At 59.7% G+C, this 17991-nt stretch carries 18 protein-coding genes; 8 read left to right on the forward strand and 10 right to left on the reverse strand.

Annotation, left to right across the window (positions count from 1 at the left end; all coding sequences use genetic code 11):
• From proB to rplU, 4 genes are all read right to left on the reverse strand, one after another.
• A complete protein-coding gene (gene proB / locus HU765_RS19610) occupies positions 1-1119 on the reverse strand; it encodes a glutamate 5-kinase (RefSeq protein ID WP_186546870.1) in 1119 nt (372 codons plus the stop codon).
• 137 nt (positions 1120-1256) lie between these two features.
• Positions 1257-2480, reverse strand: a complete 1224-nt coding sequence (gene cgtA, locus HU765_RS19615; RefSeq protein WP_016773122.1) for an Obg family GTPase CgtA — start codon at positions 2478-2480, stop codon at positions 1257-1259.
• Between the two features lie 193 nt (positions 2481-2673).
• Positions 2674-2931, reverse strand: a complete 258-nt coding sequence (rpmA, locus tag HU765_RS19620; RefSeq protein ID WP_003176049.1) for a 50S ribosomal protein L27 — start codon at positions 2929-2931, stop codon at positions 2674-2676.
• Between the two features lie 35 nt (positions 2932-2966).
• Positions 2967-3281 (reverse strand): 50S ribosomal protein L21, encoded by a 315-nt coding sequence (gene rplU / locus HU765_RS19625; protein WP_007950961.1) that lies wholly within the window; start codon positions 3279-3281, stop codon positions 2967-2969.
• A 240-nt stretch (positions 3282-3521) separates the two neighbouring features.
• Between rplU and HU765_RS19630 the strand changes: the two genes are divergently transcribed.
• The 3 genes from HU765_RS19630 (at position 3522) to HU765_RS19640 (ending at position 5478) form a co-directional block, all read left to right on the forward strand.
• Positions 3522-4490, forward strand: a complete 969-nt coding sequence (locus tag HU765_RS19630) for a polyprenyl synthetase family protein (protein WP_186546869.1) — start codon at positions 3522-3524, stop codon at positions 4488-4490.
• A gap of 185 nt (positions 4491-4675) precedes the next feature.
• On the forward strand, positions 4676-5017 hold the full coding sequence (locus HU765_RS19635) for a zinc ribbon domain-containing protein YjdM (RefSeq protein WP_186546868.1): 342 nt from the start codon (positions 4676-4678) through the stop codon (positions 5015-5017).
• Between the two features lie 203 nt (positions 5018-5220).
• Positions 5221-5478: a hypothetical protein gene (locus tag HU765_RS19640; RefSeq protein WP_186546867.1), complete on the forward strand. Its 258-nt coding sequence runs from the start codon at positions 5221-5223 to the stop codon at positions 5476-5478.
• 143 nt (positions 5479-5621) lie between these two features.
• Here the strand turns inward: HU765_RS19640 and HU765_RS19645 are convergent, their stop codons facing one another.
• From HU765_RS19645 to HU765_RS19655, 3 genes are all read right to left on the reverse strand, one after another.
• Complete coding sequence (locus HU765_RS19645) at positions 5622-6239, reverse strand: FKBP-type peptidyl-prolyl cis-trans isomerase (protein WP_093098187.1); 618 nt, start codon at positions 6237-6239, stop codon at positions 5622-5624.
• A 120-nt stretch (positions 6240-6359) separates the two neighbouring features.
• A complete protein-coding gene (locus tag HU765_RS19650) occupies positions 6360-6665 on the reverse strand; it encodes a DUF6482 family protein (protein ID WP_186622419.1) in 306 nt (101 codons plus the stop codon).
• 138 nt (positions 6666-6803) lie between these two features.
• Positions 6804-7292 (reverse strand): TIGR00645 family protein, encoded by a 489-nt coding sequence (locus HU765_RS19655; protein WP_090286455.1) that lies wholly within the window; start codon positions 7290-7292, stop codon positions 6804-6806.
• Positions 7293-7457: 165 nt separating this feature from the next.
• Here HU765_RS19655 and HU765_RS19660 point away from each other — a divergent pair, with 165 nt between their 5' ends.
• Positions 7458-9287 (forward strand): hypothetical protein, encoded by a 1830-nt coding sequence (locus HU765_RS19660; protein ID WP_186622420.1) that lies wholly within the window; start codon positions 7458-7460, stop codon positions 9285-9287.
• Here HU765_RS19660 and HU765_RS19665 read toward each other — a convergent pair.
• Together HU765_RS19665 and HU765_RS19670 are read right to left on the reverse strand one after the other, a co-directional pair.
• A complete protein-coding gene (locus tag HU765_RS19665; RefSeq protein ID WP_186546864.1) occupies positions 9284-9604 on the reverse strand; it encodes a hypothetical protein in 321 nt (106 codons plus the stop codon). The genes HU765_RS19660 and HU765_RS19665 overlap by 4 nt on opposite strands.
• A gap of 325 nt (positions 9605-9929) precedes the next feature.
• Entirely contained in the window at positions 9930-12368 is a 2439-nt protein-coding gene (locus HU765_RS19670) for an ATP-binding protein (RefSeq protein WP_186546863.1), read from the reverse strand.
• A gap of 299 nt (positions 12369-12667) precedes the next feature.
• Here HU765_RS19670 and HU765_RS19675 point away from each other — a divergent pair, with 299 nt between their 5' ends.
• The 4 genes from HU765_RS19675 (at position 12668) to HU765_RS19690 (ending at position 16399) form a co-directional block, all read left to right on the forward strand.
• Positions 12668-13156: a DUF3015 domain-containing protein gene (locus HU765_RS19675; protein ID WP_186546862.1), complete on the forward strand. Its 489-nt coding sequence runs from the start codon at positions 12668-12670 to the stop codon at positions 13154-13156.
• Positions 13157-13414: 258 nt separating this feature from the next.
• Positions 13415-15268, forward strand: a complete 1854-nt coding sequence (locus tag HU765_RS19680; RefSeq protein WP_186622421.1) for a DUF4105 domain-containing protein — start codon at positions 13415-13417, stop codon at positions 15266-15268.
• 210 nt (positions 15269-15478) lie between these two features.
• On the forward strand, positions 15479-15835 hold the full coding sequence (locus HU765_RS19685; protein ID WP_186622422.1) for a hypothetical protein: 357 nt from the start codon (positions 15479-15481) through the stop codon (positions 15833-15835).
• Between the two features lie 69 nt (positions 15836-15904).
• Complete coding sequence (locus HU765_RS19690) at positions 15905-16399, forward strand: GreA/GreB family elongation factor (RefSeq protein ID WP_186622423.1); 495 nt, start codon at positions 15905-15907, stop codon at positions 16397-16399.
• On the opposite strand, the gene gdhA is transcribed toward HU765_RS19690, so the two are convergent.
• A complete protein-coding gene (gene gdhA / locus HU765_RS19695; protein ID WP_186622425.1) occupies positions 16396-17733 on the reverse strand; it encodes an NADP-specific glutamate dehydrogenase in 1338 nt (445 codons plus the stop codon). The two genes, HU765_RS19690 and gdhA, sit on opposite strands and share 4 nt — an antisense overlap.
• Between the last annotated feature and the right edge of the window lie 258 nt (positions 17734-17991).

A 17991-nucleotide genomic window follows, 5' to 3' on the forward strand; every position in this document is an offset into this window, starting at 1 on the left:
TTAGACCAGAATCAGGTTGTCACGGTGAACCAGTTCCGGCTCCGCCATGTAACCGAGCAAACCGACAATCGCATCCGACGACTGGCCGATGATTTTTTGTGCTTCCAGCGCACTGTAGTTGGCCAGGCCACGAGCGATCTCACGACCGTCCGGCGCCACGCAAACCACCATTTCGCCACGACGGAAACTGCCCTGCACCAGCTTGACGCCGACCGGCAACAAGCTCTTGTTACCCTGGGACAGCGCCGACACTGCACCATCGTCCAGCACCAGCGTACCGCGGGTTTGCAGATGCCCGGCCAGCCACTGCTTGCGCGCCGCCAGCATGCCACGCTCAGGCGAGAGCAAGGTGCCGATGCGCTCGCCGGCCTTCAGACGGTCAAGCACTCGCTCAAGACGCCCACCGACAATAATCGTGTGCGCCCCGGAACGTGCCGCCAGTCGCGCCGCGCGCAACTTGGTCTGCATGCCGCCACGCCCCAGCGCACCGCCGGTACCGCCCGCCACTGCATCCAGCGTCGGATCATCGGCGCGCGCCTCAAAGATCATCTTCGCATCAGGGTTGTTGCGCGGATCGGCATCGAACATGCCGTCGCGATCCGTGAGGATCACCAGCAGATCCGCCTCAACCAGGTTGGCCACCAGCGCCGCCAGGGTATCGTTGTCGCCGAAACGGATTTCATCGGTGACCACGGTGTCGTTTTCGTTGATCACCGGGATGACTTTCAGCTCGACCAGTGCGCGCAAGGTGCTGCGGGCGTTCAGGTAGCGCTTGCGGTCGGACAGGTCGTCGTGGGTCAGGAGAATCTGCGCGGTGTGCCGGCCATGCTCGGCGAAGCTCGATTCCCACGCCTGCACCAGCCCCATCTGACCGATTGCGGCGGCCGCCTGGAGCTCGTGCATCGCACTGGGTCGCGCGGTCCAGCCCAAGCGGCTCATGCCCGCTGCCACCGCCCCGGAGGACACCAGCACCAACTCGACGCCCGCCTCGTGCAAGGCCACCATCTGCTCGACCCAGACACCCATTGCCGCACGATCCAGCCCTTTGCCATCAGCCGTCAGCAACGCGCTGCCGATCTTCACGACCCAACGCTGCGCACCTGTCACCTTGCTCCGCATCATCTTCAACCTTAGCTTGAGGACAGCGCGACCCAGCGCTGCCCGTGACGTTAATCGTGGTTATTGGTGACCAACGATCGATTTCCGGATACTAAAACGCCGCTCGATTGAGCGGCGTTCAAGTTTATCGCAACAGATCAGTCACGCACGTAAATGATTTCCGGACCGTCTTCGTCATCCACATCTTCTTCGTCCCAGTCATCGTCGCCGATGTCATGGACCGACTTCACGCCGCTGCGACGCAGGGCACGCTTGTCATCCAGCGCTTGCAACTGCGCACGCGCCTCGTCTTCGATGCGCTGATCGAGATCGGCCAACTCTTCCTTGTACGCAGGGTCTGCGGCCAGACGGTCGGCACGGTCCTCCATGTAACGCATGATGTCGTGGCACAGACGCTCGGTACCGATCTTGGCGATGGCCGAGATCACGTAAACCGGGCCGGTCCACTCCAGACGATCAACGATTTCCTTGACGCGGGCATCGTGCTCTTCTTCAAGAATCTGGTCGCACTTGTTCAGCACCAGCCAGCGATCACGCTCAGCCAGCGACGGACTGAACTTGATCAGCTCGTTGACGATCACTTCTGCCGCGTCCGGAGCACTGGAATCGTCCAGCGGCGCCATGTCGACGAGGTGCAGCAGCAAACGCGTACGCGCCAGGTGCTTGAGGAAGCGAATACCCAGGCCGGCACCGTCGGAAGCGCCTTCGATCAGCCCTGGAATGTCGGCAATGACGAAGCTTTTCCAGCGATCGACACTGACCACACCCAGGTTCGGCACCAGCGTGGTGAACGGGTAATCGGCGACTTTCGGCTTGGCAGCCGACACCGAACGGATAAAGGTACTTTTACCGGCGTTAGGCAAGCCCAGCAGACCGACGTCGGCCAGCACTTTCATTTCCAGCTTGAGATCGCGCTGCTCGCCCGGCTTGCCCGGCGTGGTCTGACGCGGCGCACGGTTGGTACTGGATTTGAAACGAGTGTTGCCCAGTCCGTGCCAGCCGCCCTGCACCACCATCAGTTTCTGACCAGCCTTGGTCAGGTCGCCGATGACTTCCTGAGTGGCAGAGTCGATCACCGTGGTGCCGACCGGCACACGCAAGATCAGGTCTTCACCCTTCTTGCCGGTGCAGTCGGTGCTGCCACCGTTGGAGCCACGCTCGGCATCGAAGTGGCGGGTATAACGGTAGTCGACCAGGGTGTTGAGGTTTTCGTCGGCCATCATGTAGATGGAACCGCCGTCACCGCCATCACCGCCGTTCGGGCCACCGTTTTCAATGAATTTTTCACGGCGGAAACTCATGGCACCATTGCCACCGTCGCCAGCCTTTACACGAATCGATACTTCATCAACAAACTTCATAACCAACGCCTCTCGCCGTACGGACGAGCCGAAAAACAATCAAGACATAAGACTCTTGCAAAAATGAGCGCAGCGACCCCAAAACACGACCTGCATCGCACGCCGACAGCCCATACAAACAGCTTTGCAAGAGACTCACCCCACAAACGAAAAAGCCCCGTCGCGAGACAGGGCTTTTCCAGCGATCTCGCAGTTAGGCTGCGACAACGCTCACGTAACGGCGGTTGAACGCGCCTTTTACTTCAAACTTGATCACGCCTTCGATTTTCGCGAAGAGGGTGTGATCCTTACCCATGCCTACACCGTAACCGGCGTGGAATTGGGTGCCGCGCTGACGCACGATGATGTTGCCCGGAATGATTTTCTGGCCGCCATACATCTTGACGCCAAGGCGTTTGGCTTCTGAGTCGCGACCGTTACGGGTACTACCACCAGCTTTTTTGTGTGCCATGAGTTCAATTCTCCTAGTGAGGAATTAGGCTGTAATTAAGCCTGAATACCGGTGATTTTGATCTCGGTGTACCACTGGCGGTGGCCCATACGCTTCATGTGGTGCTTACGGCGACGGAACTTGATGATGCGGACTTTATCGTGACGACCTTGGGAGATCACTTCAGCCACAACGGTAGCACCAGCAACAACTGGAGCGCCGATATTCACGTCGTCGCCATTGGCAACCAACAGAACGCGATCAAAGGTAACGGATTCGCCGGTAGCGACTTCCAGTTTTTCGATCTTCAGGTATTCACCTGGGGCGACCTTGTATTGCTTGCCGCCAGTAACGATTACTGCATAAGACATGGTATTTCTCCGATAATCCTGCTCACCCAGCTCTTTATAAGAAGAGGTATTGGCTGGCATGGCTGCATGGGGCTGGATGGCCCGCTAGCAATTGCGTAAGGCAGGTGCTGCCCAGGAAGTTCAGGGTGCGCGATTGTACGCAAGCCGCCGTACGCTTGCAAGTAGCCGTCCATCGCGCCTTGACAGGTCCGGATGGGGGTCCTAGCATGCCGCGCAACCCTTCTGGAGCGACTCTCGCTGATGCAACCCCAAGCTTTCTACCGCGCGGTGGCGGACGATTTTAGCGCCGTCGACGGCATCATCAAGAAGCAGCTGACGTCTCGAGTGCCGCTGGTATCGAAAATCGGCGATTACATCACCTCGGCTGGCGGCAAACGCCTGCGTCCTTTATTAGTGTTGCTGTGTGGCAAGGCCCTGGGTCGCGAAGGCGACGATCTGCGCCTGCTGGCCGCCACCATCGAATTCCTGCACACCGCGACCCTGCTGCATGACGACGTCGTCGACATGTCCGGCATGCGCCGTGGCCGCTCCACCGCCAACGCCATGTGGGGTAACGCTCCGAGCGTGCTGGTCGGCGACTTCCTTTATTCGCGCTCGTTCGAAATGATGGTCGAGCTGGGCTCGATGCCCGTGATGAAAATCCTCTCCCAGGCCACGCGCATCATCGCCGAGGGCGAAGTGTTGCAACTGTCCAAGGTGCGCGACGCCAGCACCACCGAAGAAACCTACATGGAAGTCATCCGCGGCAAGACCGCGATGCTCTTCGAGGCTTCGACCCATAGCGCGGCGGCCTTGTGCGAGGCAAGCCCTGAACAGGCTGAAGCCTTGCGTACCTTCGGCGATCACCTGGGCGTGGCCTTCCAACTGGTCGACGACCTGCTCGACTACAAGGGTGACGCAGAAACTCTCGGAAAAAACGTCGGCGACGATCTGGCCGAAGGCAAGCCGACCCTGCCGCTGATCTACACCATGCGCGAGGGCACGCCTGAACAGGCGGCGCTGGTGCGCCAGGCGATCCAGAAAGGCGGTATTGAAGATCTGGAGAGCATCCGCATCGCCGTCGAAGCCTCCGGTTCGCTGGAATATACCGCGCAACTGGCCCGCGATTACGTAGCCCGTGCGATCAAATGCCTCGAAGCACTGCCAGCCAGCGAGTATCGCGATGCGCTGGTGGAACTGAGCGAGTTCGCGGTCGCCCGTACACATTGATTGCGGTCTTTGTGGCGAGGGAGCTTGCTCCCGCTCGGTTGCGCAGCGACCGCACTGTCAACAGGGCTGCTTCGCAGCCCAGCGGGAGCAAGCTCCCTCGCCACAAAAGCCCCTCATCACCCGCCTCGCAATAAAACCCTATACAATGTGCGCCCTTTTACCCTCCTGATACCCAAGGAATCTTAGTGAGCACGTTGCCACCCTGCCCGAAATGCAATTCCGAATACACCTACGAAGACGGTAGCCAACTGGTCTGTCCGGAGTGCGCCCACGAGTGGTCCGCCAGCGGCGAAGCCGAAGTAGCGTCCGATGATGCTGTGAAAAAAGATTCGGTCGGTAACGTTCTGCAGGACGGCGATACCATCACCGTGATCAAGGACCTGAAGGTCAAGGGCACGTCCCTGGTGGTCAAGGTCGGCACCAAGGTCAAGAATATCCGCCTGTGCGACGGCGACCACGACATCGACTGCAAGATCGACGGCATCGGCCCGATGAAACTCAAATCCGAGTTCGTCAGAAAAGTCTGAGCCTTGCGTCATCCATCCCGCGCCAGCCGTGGGATGGAGCTTCGCCTTCCCCGCTTTGCCTCAATGAATCCCTGTTTTGCCCCCTCGCGAGCAGGCTCGCTCCCACAGGACTCCCGCAGAAAAAATCAAGATCCGCCAATAGGCACTTGCTATTTGATGAATAAGAATTATTCTCATTGAAACCTTTCAAGGAGATGAGACCCATGACTTATTTGATCGACGCCTGGCTGGATCGCCCACACCCATACCTCAGAATCCTTCATCGGGAAACCGGAGAGGTCTGTGCGGTGCTTGAAGAAGAAGCCCTGCATGAATTGCAAGACCAGGGAGATCTGGACGTCAGCAGCCTGAACTCCAGCGAGCCGCTGGTACTTAAGGAGTTGGTGCGCAATCTGTTCCTGTTCTGCTATGCCCGGGCGTTGCGACCGACCACTGAGCTGCACAACAAGATCGAAATATGAAACGGCAACATGTCGGAGCGAGCCCTGTGGGAGCGGGCTTGCTCGCGAAGAGGCCATAACGTTCAACATCCTCGTTGAATGACACACCGCCTTCGCGAGCAGGCTCGCTCCCACATTAGCCCATCATCGCGACAGGCTCGGGATTACAGAACGTCCAGCAGCTCGACGTCGAATACCAGAACGCTGTGCGGCGGGATGCTGCCAACGCCTTGAGCGCCGTAAGCCAGTTCGCTCGGCACGTACAGACGCCATTTGCTGCCGGCATTCATCAGTTGCAGGGCTTCGGTCCAGCCAGCGATCACGCCGCCAACCGGGAATTCTGCAGGCTGGCCGCGCTCGTAGGAGCTGTCGAACACGGTGCCGTCGATCAGCGTGCCGTGGTAGTGAGTGCGCACTTGATCTTCACGGGTCGGCTTGGCGCCGTCGCCCTGGGTCAGCACTTCGAATTGCAGGCCGGAGGCCAGGGTGGTGATGCCGTCACGCTTGGCGTTTTCAGCCAGGAATGCCAAGCCTTCGCCAGCCGCGGCTTCAGCCTTGGCAGCCGCTTCGGCTTGCATGATTTCGCGGATGACCTTGAAGCTGGCGGACATTTCTTCCTGGCCAACACGGCTTTCCTTGCCGGCGAAAGCGTCGGTCAGACCGGCCAGAATCGCGTCCAGGCTGACGCCCGGTGGCGGGTTGTCGCGTAGCTGGTCACCCAACTGACGGCCGATACCGTAGCTGACGCGGGTTTCGTCGGTGGACAGATTTACTTCGGACATGACACTGCTCCGCTGTGCGGACGGCCACAAGACTTGCCGTGCGTGCACAGCGCGTCCCGGCGCGCCCGGAACCAAAAGGGCGAGCAGACTAGCACAGATACCCAGGCTTTGGGGCCGTGCCTACAGGGCCGAGCGCCAGGCCAGCGGTACTTTCAGACTTTCATTGATGCCACCGCCCAGGCCACACATTTCATCGTGCACCGAGGTGTGGACCAGATTGAAGGGCAGCACCGGAAAAGCGTGCAACATGTCCCGCGCATGCTCGACCGAACGCAGGGTGAGGGTTTTCCCCAGCGGACCGTTCAACGGATATGCCGCCCCGTGCATCCGCGCTTCAAGCAGATAGATCCCGCCTTCCATGGAGATCAGATTCAATTCATCGACCTTGCCGGCGATGGCAAACGCATTCAGCTCTTGCAGGTTCATGAGCGCACCTCACACCGTTGGCGAATCGTACCGTTACAGGGATAGGCCGACGCGCCTCAAAGCACAAGCCACAAACGAAACCGCCCGTCTGTTTCGCAACAGACGGGCGGTTTCCTTGCAGCCTTGATCGGCTGTCGATCAGTGCTTGGTGACCTTGTCGAGGTAACCCATGGCGAATGCCGAGATCACAAATGTCATGTGAATGATCACGTACCACATCAAGTGCTCGGGATCGACGTTCTTGGCATCCATGAAGATGCGCAACAGGTGAATCGAGGAGATCGCCACGATCGAGGCGGCGACTTTCATCTTCAGCGACGAGGAGTCCATGGTGCCCAGCCAGCTGAGCTTTTCTTTGCCCTCGTCGATGTCCAGTTGCGAGACAAAGTTCTCGTAGCCGGAAATCATCACCATCACCAGCAGACCGCCCACCAGCGCCATGTCGATCAGCGACAGCAGCACCAGAATCAGTTCCGATTCGGCCATCGCAAACACGTTGGGCAGGATATGGACGATTTCCTGGAAAAACTTCAATGCCAGCGCCAGCAGACCGAGGGACAGGCCGATGTAGATCGGCGCCAGCAGCCAGCGCGTGGCGTACATTGCATTTTCGATAAAGCGTTCCATTGAATCTCACACAAGGGGGCTGGAAATGGCGGCGAGTATAACAGTCCCCTGTGACAGCCAGAAACCGCGGAAAAATCCGCCACCTGCGGGCGTGTGTGTGACAAAGTTTTTCTGCTAGTGTCCAAGTCATCGACAGCCCAGTGACAGTGGACAGGACGCGTGGAAATGGATGTGCGATTGCCAATGACGACCGCCGGAATCTGCCTCGCCCTGCTGATGGGCGGTTGCTCGCCCGGCGACGAAAAGCACGTGGCGAAGCTCGAGGAACAAACCGCCACATTCGAACAGTCACTGGACGCCATCAGCGATCCGAAGCTCAAGGACGCGATCACCGAACTCGGTGGTTCGCTGCTGTTGCTGGAAAGAGCCCAACTCAAGCTCGATGACATCGCGCCGCACACCGAATACGGCGCAGACGCCCTTGCCGTGCTAAAGCACTACCCTACTCCACAGGCGTTGGTCGATACGTTTATCAATGGCCTGTTCGTGCTGCACAAGGACGCCAGCTCCGATTACCTCACCGATCTGCAACCCGTGTTCCCCTTCAACCTGAACATCCCCGGCGGGTTTCTGTTCCCCCATGGCATCGAGTGGCGTTCGGTGACGCTGAGCAACAAACGCGTCATTGCCTTTCAGCCAGAGTGGTCGGAAACCGATCCCGGCATTCAGCTCAGCCCTTCCAGTTCCAACGTAACCAACCCCGATGACCTGACGGTGACCTACCCGTTCATCGACGGCCTCAACGTGGACAAAAAAAGCCTGCCGCAGCCGGTCAGCCTGCAAGGTGAGGTCGAAGTCATCGCGCCACGGCGCCTGTACAGCTTCGATCTGACGCACAAAGACGTTGGCCAGACTCGCACCCACGATAACCTCAGCGTCAAACTGCTCAAACTTGAAAAGAACTACGCCGAGGTCGAAGTCAGCAACAGCCTGCCGCTGGCCCCGGAAGTCGCCGAGACGCGCATCAATCCGCTGATTGTCCAGGCCCGCGACGCCAGCGGCCAGTACCTGGTACGCGCCGGTGCGATCAACGAAAGCCCGGAGCAGGTCGCGTTCTACCGCAAACAACTGGCGCAGTTGCAACAGCAAAAGAGCTGGAGCGATACGCTGGAGAAACAGCTCGGCGACGATCAGCAAGCCTTTGAAAAAGCGCATCCGCGTCGCTACAACAAGGTTTACTTTCACGGTCCGATCGAAACGCTGGAAGTCAGCGTGCTCGATTTCTCCGCGGCGACGGTAACGCGCAAAACCCTGGACCTGCCGATTCGCACCTTCAACCCGCACACCACTGCAAAAGCCGTGCAGCCGTTGGACCTGCCGGTAGTGGTTTACGACGATCTGGCCGCAAACTGGCTCAAAGGCGCGGACCTGACGCAAGAGCAACTGAAGGCTGGCGTGCGTATCCATCAATCGGTGGAAGAGCCGAGCGCGGCGCGCATCGAGTTTTCCCACCGCCGCACCTTCAATGACGAATTGCTTGGCGATGAACTCAATCCCGGCGTCAGCCCGGTGACATTCTTTACTGAAAAGCGCGGCGGCAAACTCGACGAGCCGATCGAACTGCCGCCCGAGGCGTATCAGGTCGATCCGCTGCAAGCGACCATTACTTACGATCTGAACCTGTTCCCGGAAACCCCGGCGATTGCCGTGGGCTCGATGCCGTTGTTTCTGGCCACGATCGCAAAGCAGTCCTACGACGCCAAGTCATTGCCCAAAGGCCTGGCGATCAAGGACAACACGCTGGTGGTCGACCTGAAAGCGTTCCCGGCCAACGAGTGGCGTTTTTTCGTCAAGGATGACAGCGGCCACTATCTCAAGCAGATGCTGTCGGTCAGCCACGACGCCAGCGCAGAAGGCCCGGCGCTGCTCGGCGTGCACTATTTCTATGGCCACCCGACCCGCGTGGAAACCTATCAGCGCACCGACCTGACCACCGTGCAATACGGCTTCGAGGTCAAGCTCGACAAGGCGCCGGTGGACGAAGCGGCCCCTTAACCGTTGAGACTGCGCCCGCGGCCGCCATTGATCTGCCGCAACTGAGCTTGCAGGTGCAGACTCCAGATCTGCGGATCATCGGCCAGTTCGTAGCCATGCAGGGTCAGGCTTTCGACGATGGTGTCGAGAATCGACTCGGCAGCGACCGGCCCATGGAACGGGCCCTGGGCTTTGATCGCGGAAGGTTGTTCGCCGGCCATGCCGGCGGCGAAGAGCAGCGTCCAGAGGCCGTTATCGCCGGCCAACGGCTTGACGGCGCATTCGATCCGGGTCACCAGACCCAGGCATTGACGGGTGAGACAGAGGTTGCGCGACATGGCGGCGACCCTCGGTGAAGCCGGTATTCAGCCCCCACGGGAGGACTGGCTCGATCCAGTGATACTGTCGATATCCTTGACCTGAGAATAGAAGAAAAGTGTCCCGCGCACGCCAAATGAAACCAGAAGGCGCCGAATGGTCATTGTGTGAAGTTTGACGCCAGAGTAGTGGCGTTTTCCCCGAAGATCCCCGCAAAAACCAATTGAGGAAAAACAACTGTGGGAGGGGGCTTGCTCCCGAAAGCGGTATGTCAGGCAACAGATTCGTCACCGATAGACCGTTTTCGGGAGCAAGCCCCCTCCCACAGGGTTCACTGCAAGTCTGTCAAGCCGGTTTGGCTTCGGCCAACGCCTCCTGCGCCAGTTCTTTCTCGGCCTCCTTCAAGTCCTCTTCGCTGATCATCTCGGCAATGTCGCGCAGGCGCTCGACCACCCGTGCATTGATGCTGCCTTCCGGGAATTCGCCGTCAGCGTTTGGCTCGCCCGCCGGTTCGCCGGCCAGCAGGCTAAGCGCCTCGTCGGCCTGACGCACGGCGTAGACATGAAACTGCCCGGCGCGCACCGCCGCCAAGACTTTCTCATCGAGCATCAGCGTGGCGACGTTGGCGTGCGGGATGATCGCGCCTTGCTCGCCGGTCAGCCCGCGTGCCTCGCAGAGACGGAAGAAGCCTTCGATCTTCTCGTTGACTCCGCCGACCGCCTGCACTTCACCGAACTGGTTGATCGAGCCGGTAATCGCAAAACACTGCTTGAGCGGGGTTTTCGACAGCGCCGAGATCAGCGTGCACGCCTCGCCCAGCGACGCACTGTCGCCATCGACGTAACCGTAGGATTGCTCCAGCGCGATGCTTGCGGAAATCGCCAGCGGGAATTCCTGCGCGTAACGGCTGCCCAGGTAGCCAGTGAGGATCATCACGCCTTTAGAGTGGATCGGCTGGCCGAGGTTGACCTCGCGCTCGATGTCGACAATGCCGCTGCCGCCCGGGTAGACCGTGGCGGAAATCCGCGCCGGCACGCCGAATGCCGAGTCGCCGACCTCAAGCACCGTCAGGCCGTTGCACTTGCCGACCGCCGCGCCGTCGGTGTCGATGAGGATGATCCCGGCGAGCATGTCGTCGAGAATCCGCGCCGATACGCGCCCGGTGCGGGTGGCCTTGGCTTTCAGGGCGCGTTCGATGTGGCCGGCATCGGTCATTTCATCGCTGGCCAAGTGACGAATGAAATCCGCCTCGCTGACCAATTGGAACAGGTCGCCAATGCGCGCCGACAAACGCCCCTGATGCTCGGCCAGCCGCGCGCTGTAGGTCGCCAGGCGCGCCACCGCATCGGCCGTCAAAGGCGCCATGCCTTCTTCCGAGGTGCGGGTTTTCAGCAACTGGGCGAACTGCTCGAGGCTTTCGTCGACCATCGGAATGTCTTCGTCGAAGTCGACCAGCACGCGGAACATTTCCTGGAAGTCCGGATCGAGGTCCTGCAGCGTGTAATACAACTGACGCGCGCCGATGATGATGACTTTGACCTGCAACGGAATGTGCTGCGGGTTAAGGGTCACGGTGGCGAAACGGCCCATCTCGCCCAGCGGCGATTCCATTTTCAGCTTGCGCGATTGCAGGGCGCGCTTGAGCGCATCCCACACGAACGGCTCGCTGAGCATTTTTTCCGCTTCCAGAATCAGGAAGCCGCCGTTGGCCCGATGCAGTGCACCCGGGCGTAACTGCCGATAGGTGGTGTAGAGCGCGCCCTGGTCGGTGGTGTACTCGATGCGGCCGAACAGGTTTTCGTAAGTAGGGTGCGGCTCGAACACCACCGGCGCGCCACCGCTGGCCGGATGACCGACCACCAGGCTTGGCGCGTATTGCTCCTCCAGCAGCTTGCGCGCCACCGCGTCAGTCTTGCTGTCGTCGACCAGTTGCTCGACCACGGTTTTCAACAAGTAAACCTGCATCGCCTGCAAGTACCCGCAGACGGCAGCGTTTTCCGCGTACTTCTCCGACAGCGGCGCCAGCAATGGCTGCAAGGCCAGGGTGATGGTTTCTTCGTTGAGCTGGCGCAGTTGATTGTTTGACTCACGCTTCCACTGCGGCAGGCTGGCAAGCTCTTCGTTCAGGCGCTCTTCGAGGCCGGAAATATCAGTGTGAAAACGCTCGCGCTCGGCTTCCGGCAACTGGGCGAACTCGGCTTCGTCCAGCGCTTTGCCTTCAAGCATCGGCGTGAAGGCGATGTTGCTGCTGTCGCGGTACAGGGCGACGTCTTTTTCCAGGGCCAGGCGCTCGATGATGTCGAGGGCCTTGTCGTAGCGCTGGTTGAAGGCGCGGTCGATGGCGCTTTTCTTCTGCTGGTAGGACGGATGCTCGAAGACCGCCGGAAAAGTCGCCAGCAGGTTGTCGATAAGACCGTTGATGTCGCCGATGAACGAGGCGGCGCTGCCGGACGGCAACTCCAGTGCGCGCGGTTCGCGCGGCTCATCGAAATTGTTCACGTAGACCCAGTCTGCCGGGGTCTGCAGGCGCTTGCCTTCGGCCTTCAGGTAGCGTTTGACGAACGAGAAGCGCCCGGTGCCGGGCTCGCCCATGACGAACACGTTGTAACCGGGGCGTGGCATGGCCACACCGAACTGCAAGGCTTCGACCGCACGTTCCTGGCCGAGCACACCGCGAAAGGGCTCCAGATCATTGGTGGTAGTGAAGCTGAACTGTTCAGCGGAAAACGGACGAGTCAGCGCTTCGGGCGCAAGACGCAGGCTGGCAGCAACAGGATCAGGCATCGGGCTTCCTTAACAATCAGGCGGGGCAAGTAGCGGCATTCTGGCGCTGCCCGTGCCCCACTGGCAAGGCGCGCCACCAACAAAGCATAGACAAGTGGCCTGGCCTGCGACGCGCCCCTTGAAACCGGGGTTTATTCCAAATATTTTGTAAAAAATCACGGAACCGCTGGAACGTGCCTAAACTCCAAACTGCGCGGCTGGAACTAATACCGGCCCCCTGACACTTTTGGCGCTGTCGCAGACCGCGTCAAAAGGGCCAGAACCCTGTCCATTGGTATGCACATAAAGAGAACAAAGCTATGAAACGGATTCTTCTCGGTACTCTCTTCACCGCTGTATCCATCAACGCAATGGCGCAAGCCCCGGGCGGCCCGGATTGCGGTTGGGGCAACATGCTGTTCGAAGGTCAGCGTGGCACCCCGGCGCACTTCCTTGCTTCTACCACCAACGGCACTTCCGGTAACGCCACGTTCGGTATGACTTCCGGCACCAACGGTTGCTCGACCAACGCGTCGCTGACTTATGGCGGCAAGTCCTGGTTCGCCATGAATGGCATGATGAACGAGCTGTCCGAAGACATGGCCAAAGGCAACGGCGAAGCGCTGACGACTTATGCCGTGGTACTGGGCGTAGCACCGGAAGATCGCGCGCACTTTGCGCAAGTGACTCACCAGCACTTCCAGCAGATCTTCAGCAAGGCTGACGTGACCGCTGAAGACGTGCATACCAACACCCTGGCGGTACTCAAGGCAGACCCACGTCTGGCCAAGTACGCAACTCAGGCTTAAGCTCGACCCCACCCGCTTCTTTCGGGAAGCGGGTTTTATTTTTTATGGCCCGCCCTTTTTTAGCGATGCCAGCTCAGTCGAAGACATGCGCTGTACCCTGTGGCGAGGGAGCTTGCTCGCGCTGGGATGCGAAGCGGCCCCGCTCTTGAAAAAACAGGGAGCGCTGCGCACTCCAGCGCGAGCAAGCTCGCTCGCCACAGCGGCTGAACGGTATTTACGGCTTGGGATCTTTGTTTTTCTTTCGATAAGTTGCCACTTATGCTCAAACGCCTTGCCTGGCTGGCGCTCTGTGTCTGCGCCCCGCTGTCCGCCGCGCCTCACATCGACCCTCAACGTTTACAGCAACTGGCCAACGACCGCTTCTGGATTTCCCTCGGTCATTACGAAACCGCCAAGCTCGGCGGCTGGCGCAGCTATGTCAGCGATAAAAAGTTCTTTCTGGCGCCCGATGGCAGCGAGCATCCCGAGCGCGAACTCGCCGCCACCGTGCAGGCGTTGTACGCCCCGGCCAGCCTCGGCGAGCAACACGCGCAATGCGTTTACCCGGCGCGTACGCGCTGGCTGAAGGCGCAGCTCAACCTGACCGATCTGCCGACGCCGGCCTGCGTCGAGTACAAGAAATGGTTCAAGGACGTCTCGCCGCACAGCGCAGTGATGATTTTCCCGGCGGCGTATCTCAACAGCCCTTCGTCGATGTTCGGCCATACCCTGCTGCGCATCGATCAGGCCGACGTGCAAGCCGACAAGACTTCGCTGCTCAGCTACGCAATCAACTTCGGCGCCTATATCGAAGGCTCCGACAACAGCATTCTCTATGCCTGGAAAGGCCTGATGGGCGGCTACCCCGGGCTGTTCGCGCTGGTGCCCTATCAGGAAAAACTCTCCGAGTACCGCAGCCTGGAAAACCGCGACCTGTGGGAATACCGGCTCAACCTGACTCAGGAAGAAACCGCCCGCATGGTCGAGCATGTGTGGGAGTTGAAGCAGATTCAGTTCGACTATTTCTTCTTCGATGAAAACTGCTCGTATCGCTTGCTCGAACTGCTGCAAGTGGCGCGGCCGAGCCTGCGCCTGACCGAACAGTTCCCGCTGACCGCGATCCCCACCGACACCGTCAAAGCGGTGAAAGAGGCCGGACTGGTCGAGCACATCGAATACCGGCCGTCTCGCGAGCGTGAATTGCTCAGTCGCGCCGAGCCGTTGAGCGACGACGAACAGCAGTGGGTGCTGAAAGTCAGCGCCGATCAACAAGTCTTGCAGGAGGCGACGTTCAAAGCGCTGCCCCGCGATCGTCAGGCGTTGATCGTCGATGCCGCCTATCGCCTTGAGCGTTACCGCGCCAACGGCCAGGAACGCGACCCGCAACGAGCGCAGCGCAGTTTCGAACTGTTGCGCGCGATCAACAAAAATCCGGCACCGGAGCTGGACATCCCGCAGCCCGGTCTGCCCGAAGACGGCCATGAATCTCGCACCTGGCAGGCTGGCCTCGGTACTCGCGGCGATCGCGCGTTTGGCGAGTACGGCTTGCGCATGGCCTATCACGACCTCAACGACAACGCTGAAAGTTTCCCCCTCGGTGCGCAGATTGAAATCCTGCAGTTGAAACTGCGCCAGTACGAAGGCAACGACTGGCAGTTGCAACAACTGGATCTGGCGACGATTCGTTCGCTGACACCGCGCAACGAGCTGCTGCAACCGTGGTCGTGGCAAGTTACCGGCGGTCTTGAGCGGGTGCCCGGCAAGCATGATGACGAAACGCTGGTCAGCCACGTCAACGGCGGCGGCGGCGGTACGTGGCAGTTAGGCGAAGACGTGCTCGGGTTTGCCCTCGGCACGGTGCGGGTGGAACACAACAATGACTTCGCCGAATTCGTCTCCCCAGCGGGCGGTTTCAACACGGGCGTGCTGTGGAAAAACCCGCTGGGCAACTTGAGCCTGGAAGCCAAGGGCGATTATTTTTTCAACGGTGAAGTGCGCCGCAGCCTGAGCCTGAATCAGCAGTGGGAACTGTCGCGCAACCTGGGATTGCGTTTGAGTGCGCAGCGCGAGTTCAGCCAGCTCGCCAGCCCTGAGACTGAAGTCATGCTGGAAGTGAAGTGGTATCACTATTGATTCCGAGCATGCCCCTGTAGGAGTGAGCCTGCTCGCGATAGCAATCCACCAGTCAATGATGTAGCGACTGAAATACCGCTATCGCGAGCAGGCTCACTCCTACAGGGGATTTGTGCTGTTCAACAAATTACTGACATGCCTTTCACCAGCGCCCGACCAATCCCCTTCTAGACTTCCCTTATCAGCCAAAAACCGGCGCGGGAGAATGCGATGTGGCGGTGCGTGGGTTTGTTGAGCGTTTTGCTGGCGCTGGGCGGTTGCCAGACTACTCATGAAGATCTGATCGCCAAGGGGTATCCACCTGCCTTCGCCGACGGTTTCGATGACGGTTGCATCAGTGGCCGCCAGGCGGCCGGTTCAATCAGCGGCGAATTTCGCAAGAACGTGCCGCGCTATCTCAAGGACAGGCAGTACGCCGAAGGCTGGAGCGACGGTTTTCGCCAGTGTCAGGCGATGCTCGAAAATCGCGATCGCGAGCAATATCGCAACGAGCATTGGGACGAGCGCGAGCGTGCCTGGCAACAGCAGAAAGACCAGGACGCCGGGCGGGCTTATCGCTCGCCCTAGGTCGCTGGCAGATATCCGGTGAAACCAAATACCTGCGAGCATGGCCCAAACCTCATAGAGGAGGACACCATGAGCCGCGCTTTTGTTAACGAAGATAACGCCGCCGCACAAGCCGATCAGCCCGTCGAGCGCCAGGTCAGCACGCAGCCCAATTACGTCACCCCACAAGGGCTGGCGCAATTGCAGGCGAAAGTCGCCGAGCTGCAAACCTTGCACGCCGAGCAAACCGCCAGGGGCGAACAGGCCGACAAACAGCGGCTGGCGGATTTGCAACGGGATCTGCGCTACTTCACTCAGCGCCTGAGCAGTGCCCAAGTGGCGCTTGCCGCGACCTCGACCGACAAAGTGCAGATCGGCAGCCGGGTGACTTTCGCCGACGAACACGACACGGAACATCGTGTGCAACTGGTCGGTGAAGATCAGGCCGACGCCAGTCAGGGCCTGATCAACTGGGCCTCACCGCTGGGCCGGGCCTTGCTCGGCGCCCGGCGCAACGATGAAGTGTTGTGGCAGCGTCCTGCCGGCGATCAACTGATTGAAGTGATCCGCATCGAACCGGCTTAAACCACGCCCTGGGCCAGCATCGCGTCGGCGACTTTGACGAAACCGGCGATGTTCGCGCCCTTGACGTAATTGACGTGGCCGTTTTCTTCGCCGTAATGCACGCAGGCGTGGTGGATCGACTGCATGATCGCGTGCAGCTTGCTGTCCACCTCGCCCGCCGTCCACAGCAGCCGCATGGCGTTTTGCGACATCTCCAGACCGCTCACCGCGACGCCGCCTGCATTGGAAGCTTTGCCCGGCGCAAACAAAATCCCGGCCTCGATAAAGATATCCACAGCCGCAAGCGTAGTCGGCATGTTCGCGCCCTCGGCCACACAGACGCAGCCGTTGCGCAGCAATGTGCGTGCGGCGTCGGCGTCGAGCTCGTTCTGCGTGGCGCATGGCAACGCGATGTCGCACGGCAGCGACCAAGGATGCTGTGCGGCGCGGAACTCCAGACCATGGGCGTCCGCCAGTTCACTGATGCGCCCGCGTTTGACGTTCTTCAATTCCAGCAGCGCCCGCCACTGCTCCTCGGTCAATCCGGCTTCGCAATACAACGTACCTTCAGAGTCGGACAGGGAAATCACCTTGCCGCCCAGGTCCATGACCTTGCGCGCCGCGTATTGCGCGACGTTGCCGGAACCGGAAATCGCCACGCGTTTGCCCTCCACGCTCAGCCCGCGTCGCTTGAGCATTTCCTCAGCGAAATACACGCAGCCAAAACCGGTGGCTTCCGGACGGATCAGGCTGCCGCCATAGGTCATGCCTTTGCCCGTCAGTACACTGGTGAACTGGTTGCTCAGGCGTTTGTACTGGCCGAACAGGAACCCGATCTCACGCGCACCGACACCAATATCGCCGGCCGGTACATCTACGTCAGCGCCGATGTGGCGATACAACTCGCTCATGAACGCCTGACAGAAACGCATGACCTCGGCGTCACTCTTGCCCTTCGGATCGAAGTCCGACCCGCCCTTGCCGCCGCCCATGGGCAGCGAGGTCAGGGAGTTCTTGAAAGTCTGTTCGAAAGCGAGGAATTTCAGCACGCCCATGTTCACCGATGGATGGAAACGCAAGCCGCCCTTGTACGGGCCGATGGCGCTGTTCATCTGGATACGGAAACCGCGATTGACCTGGACCTTGCCCAGATCGTCGACCCACGACACGCGAAACACCACCGCACGCTCCGGCTCGCAGACGCGCTCCAGAATCCCCGACGTCAGGTAATGCGGATTGGCTTCGAGAAACGGCCACAGACTGCGCAGCACTTCTTCGACGGCCTGATGAAATTCGGGTTGATCCGGGTCGCGTTTTTTCAGGCGCGCAAGGAAGGATTCGACGGATTCGATCATGGGCAAAAGTCTCGGCAAATTTGTTGTCGTTGGAGGAGATTGAGCCGGACTGTAACAAACGCATTGCGCACAGGAATAGAGCAAAATGTCGCAGTTATGAAATTAAATGGTGCACAGGATATAAATCAGGGGCGTTTTTGGGGGATTTTGCACCGGAACAGGGATTACCAATTCTGGTTTCGTACTATCAGGGATACCGCTATCGCGAGCAGGCTCACTCCTACAGGGGGAACGCATTCGCAATTGTAGGAGTGAGCC

The sequence above is a fragment of the Pseudomonas sp. SWRI81 genome (genome assembly GCF_014268545.1).
Classification (GTDB): Bacteria; Pseudomonadota; Gammaproteobacteria; order Pseudomonadales; family Pseudomonadaceae; genus Aquipseudomonas; species Aquipseudomonas hamedanensis.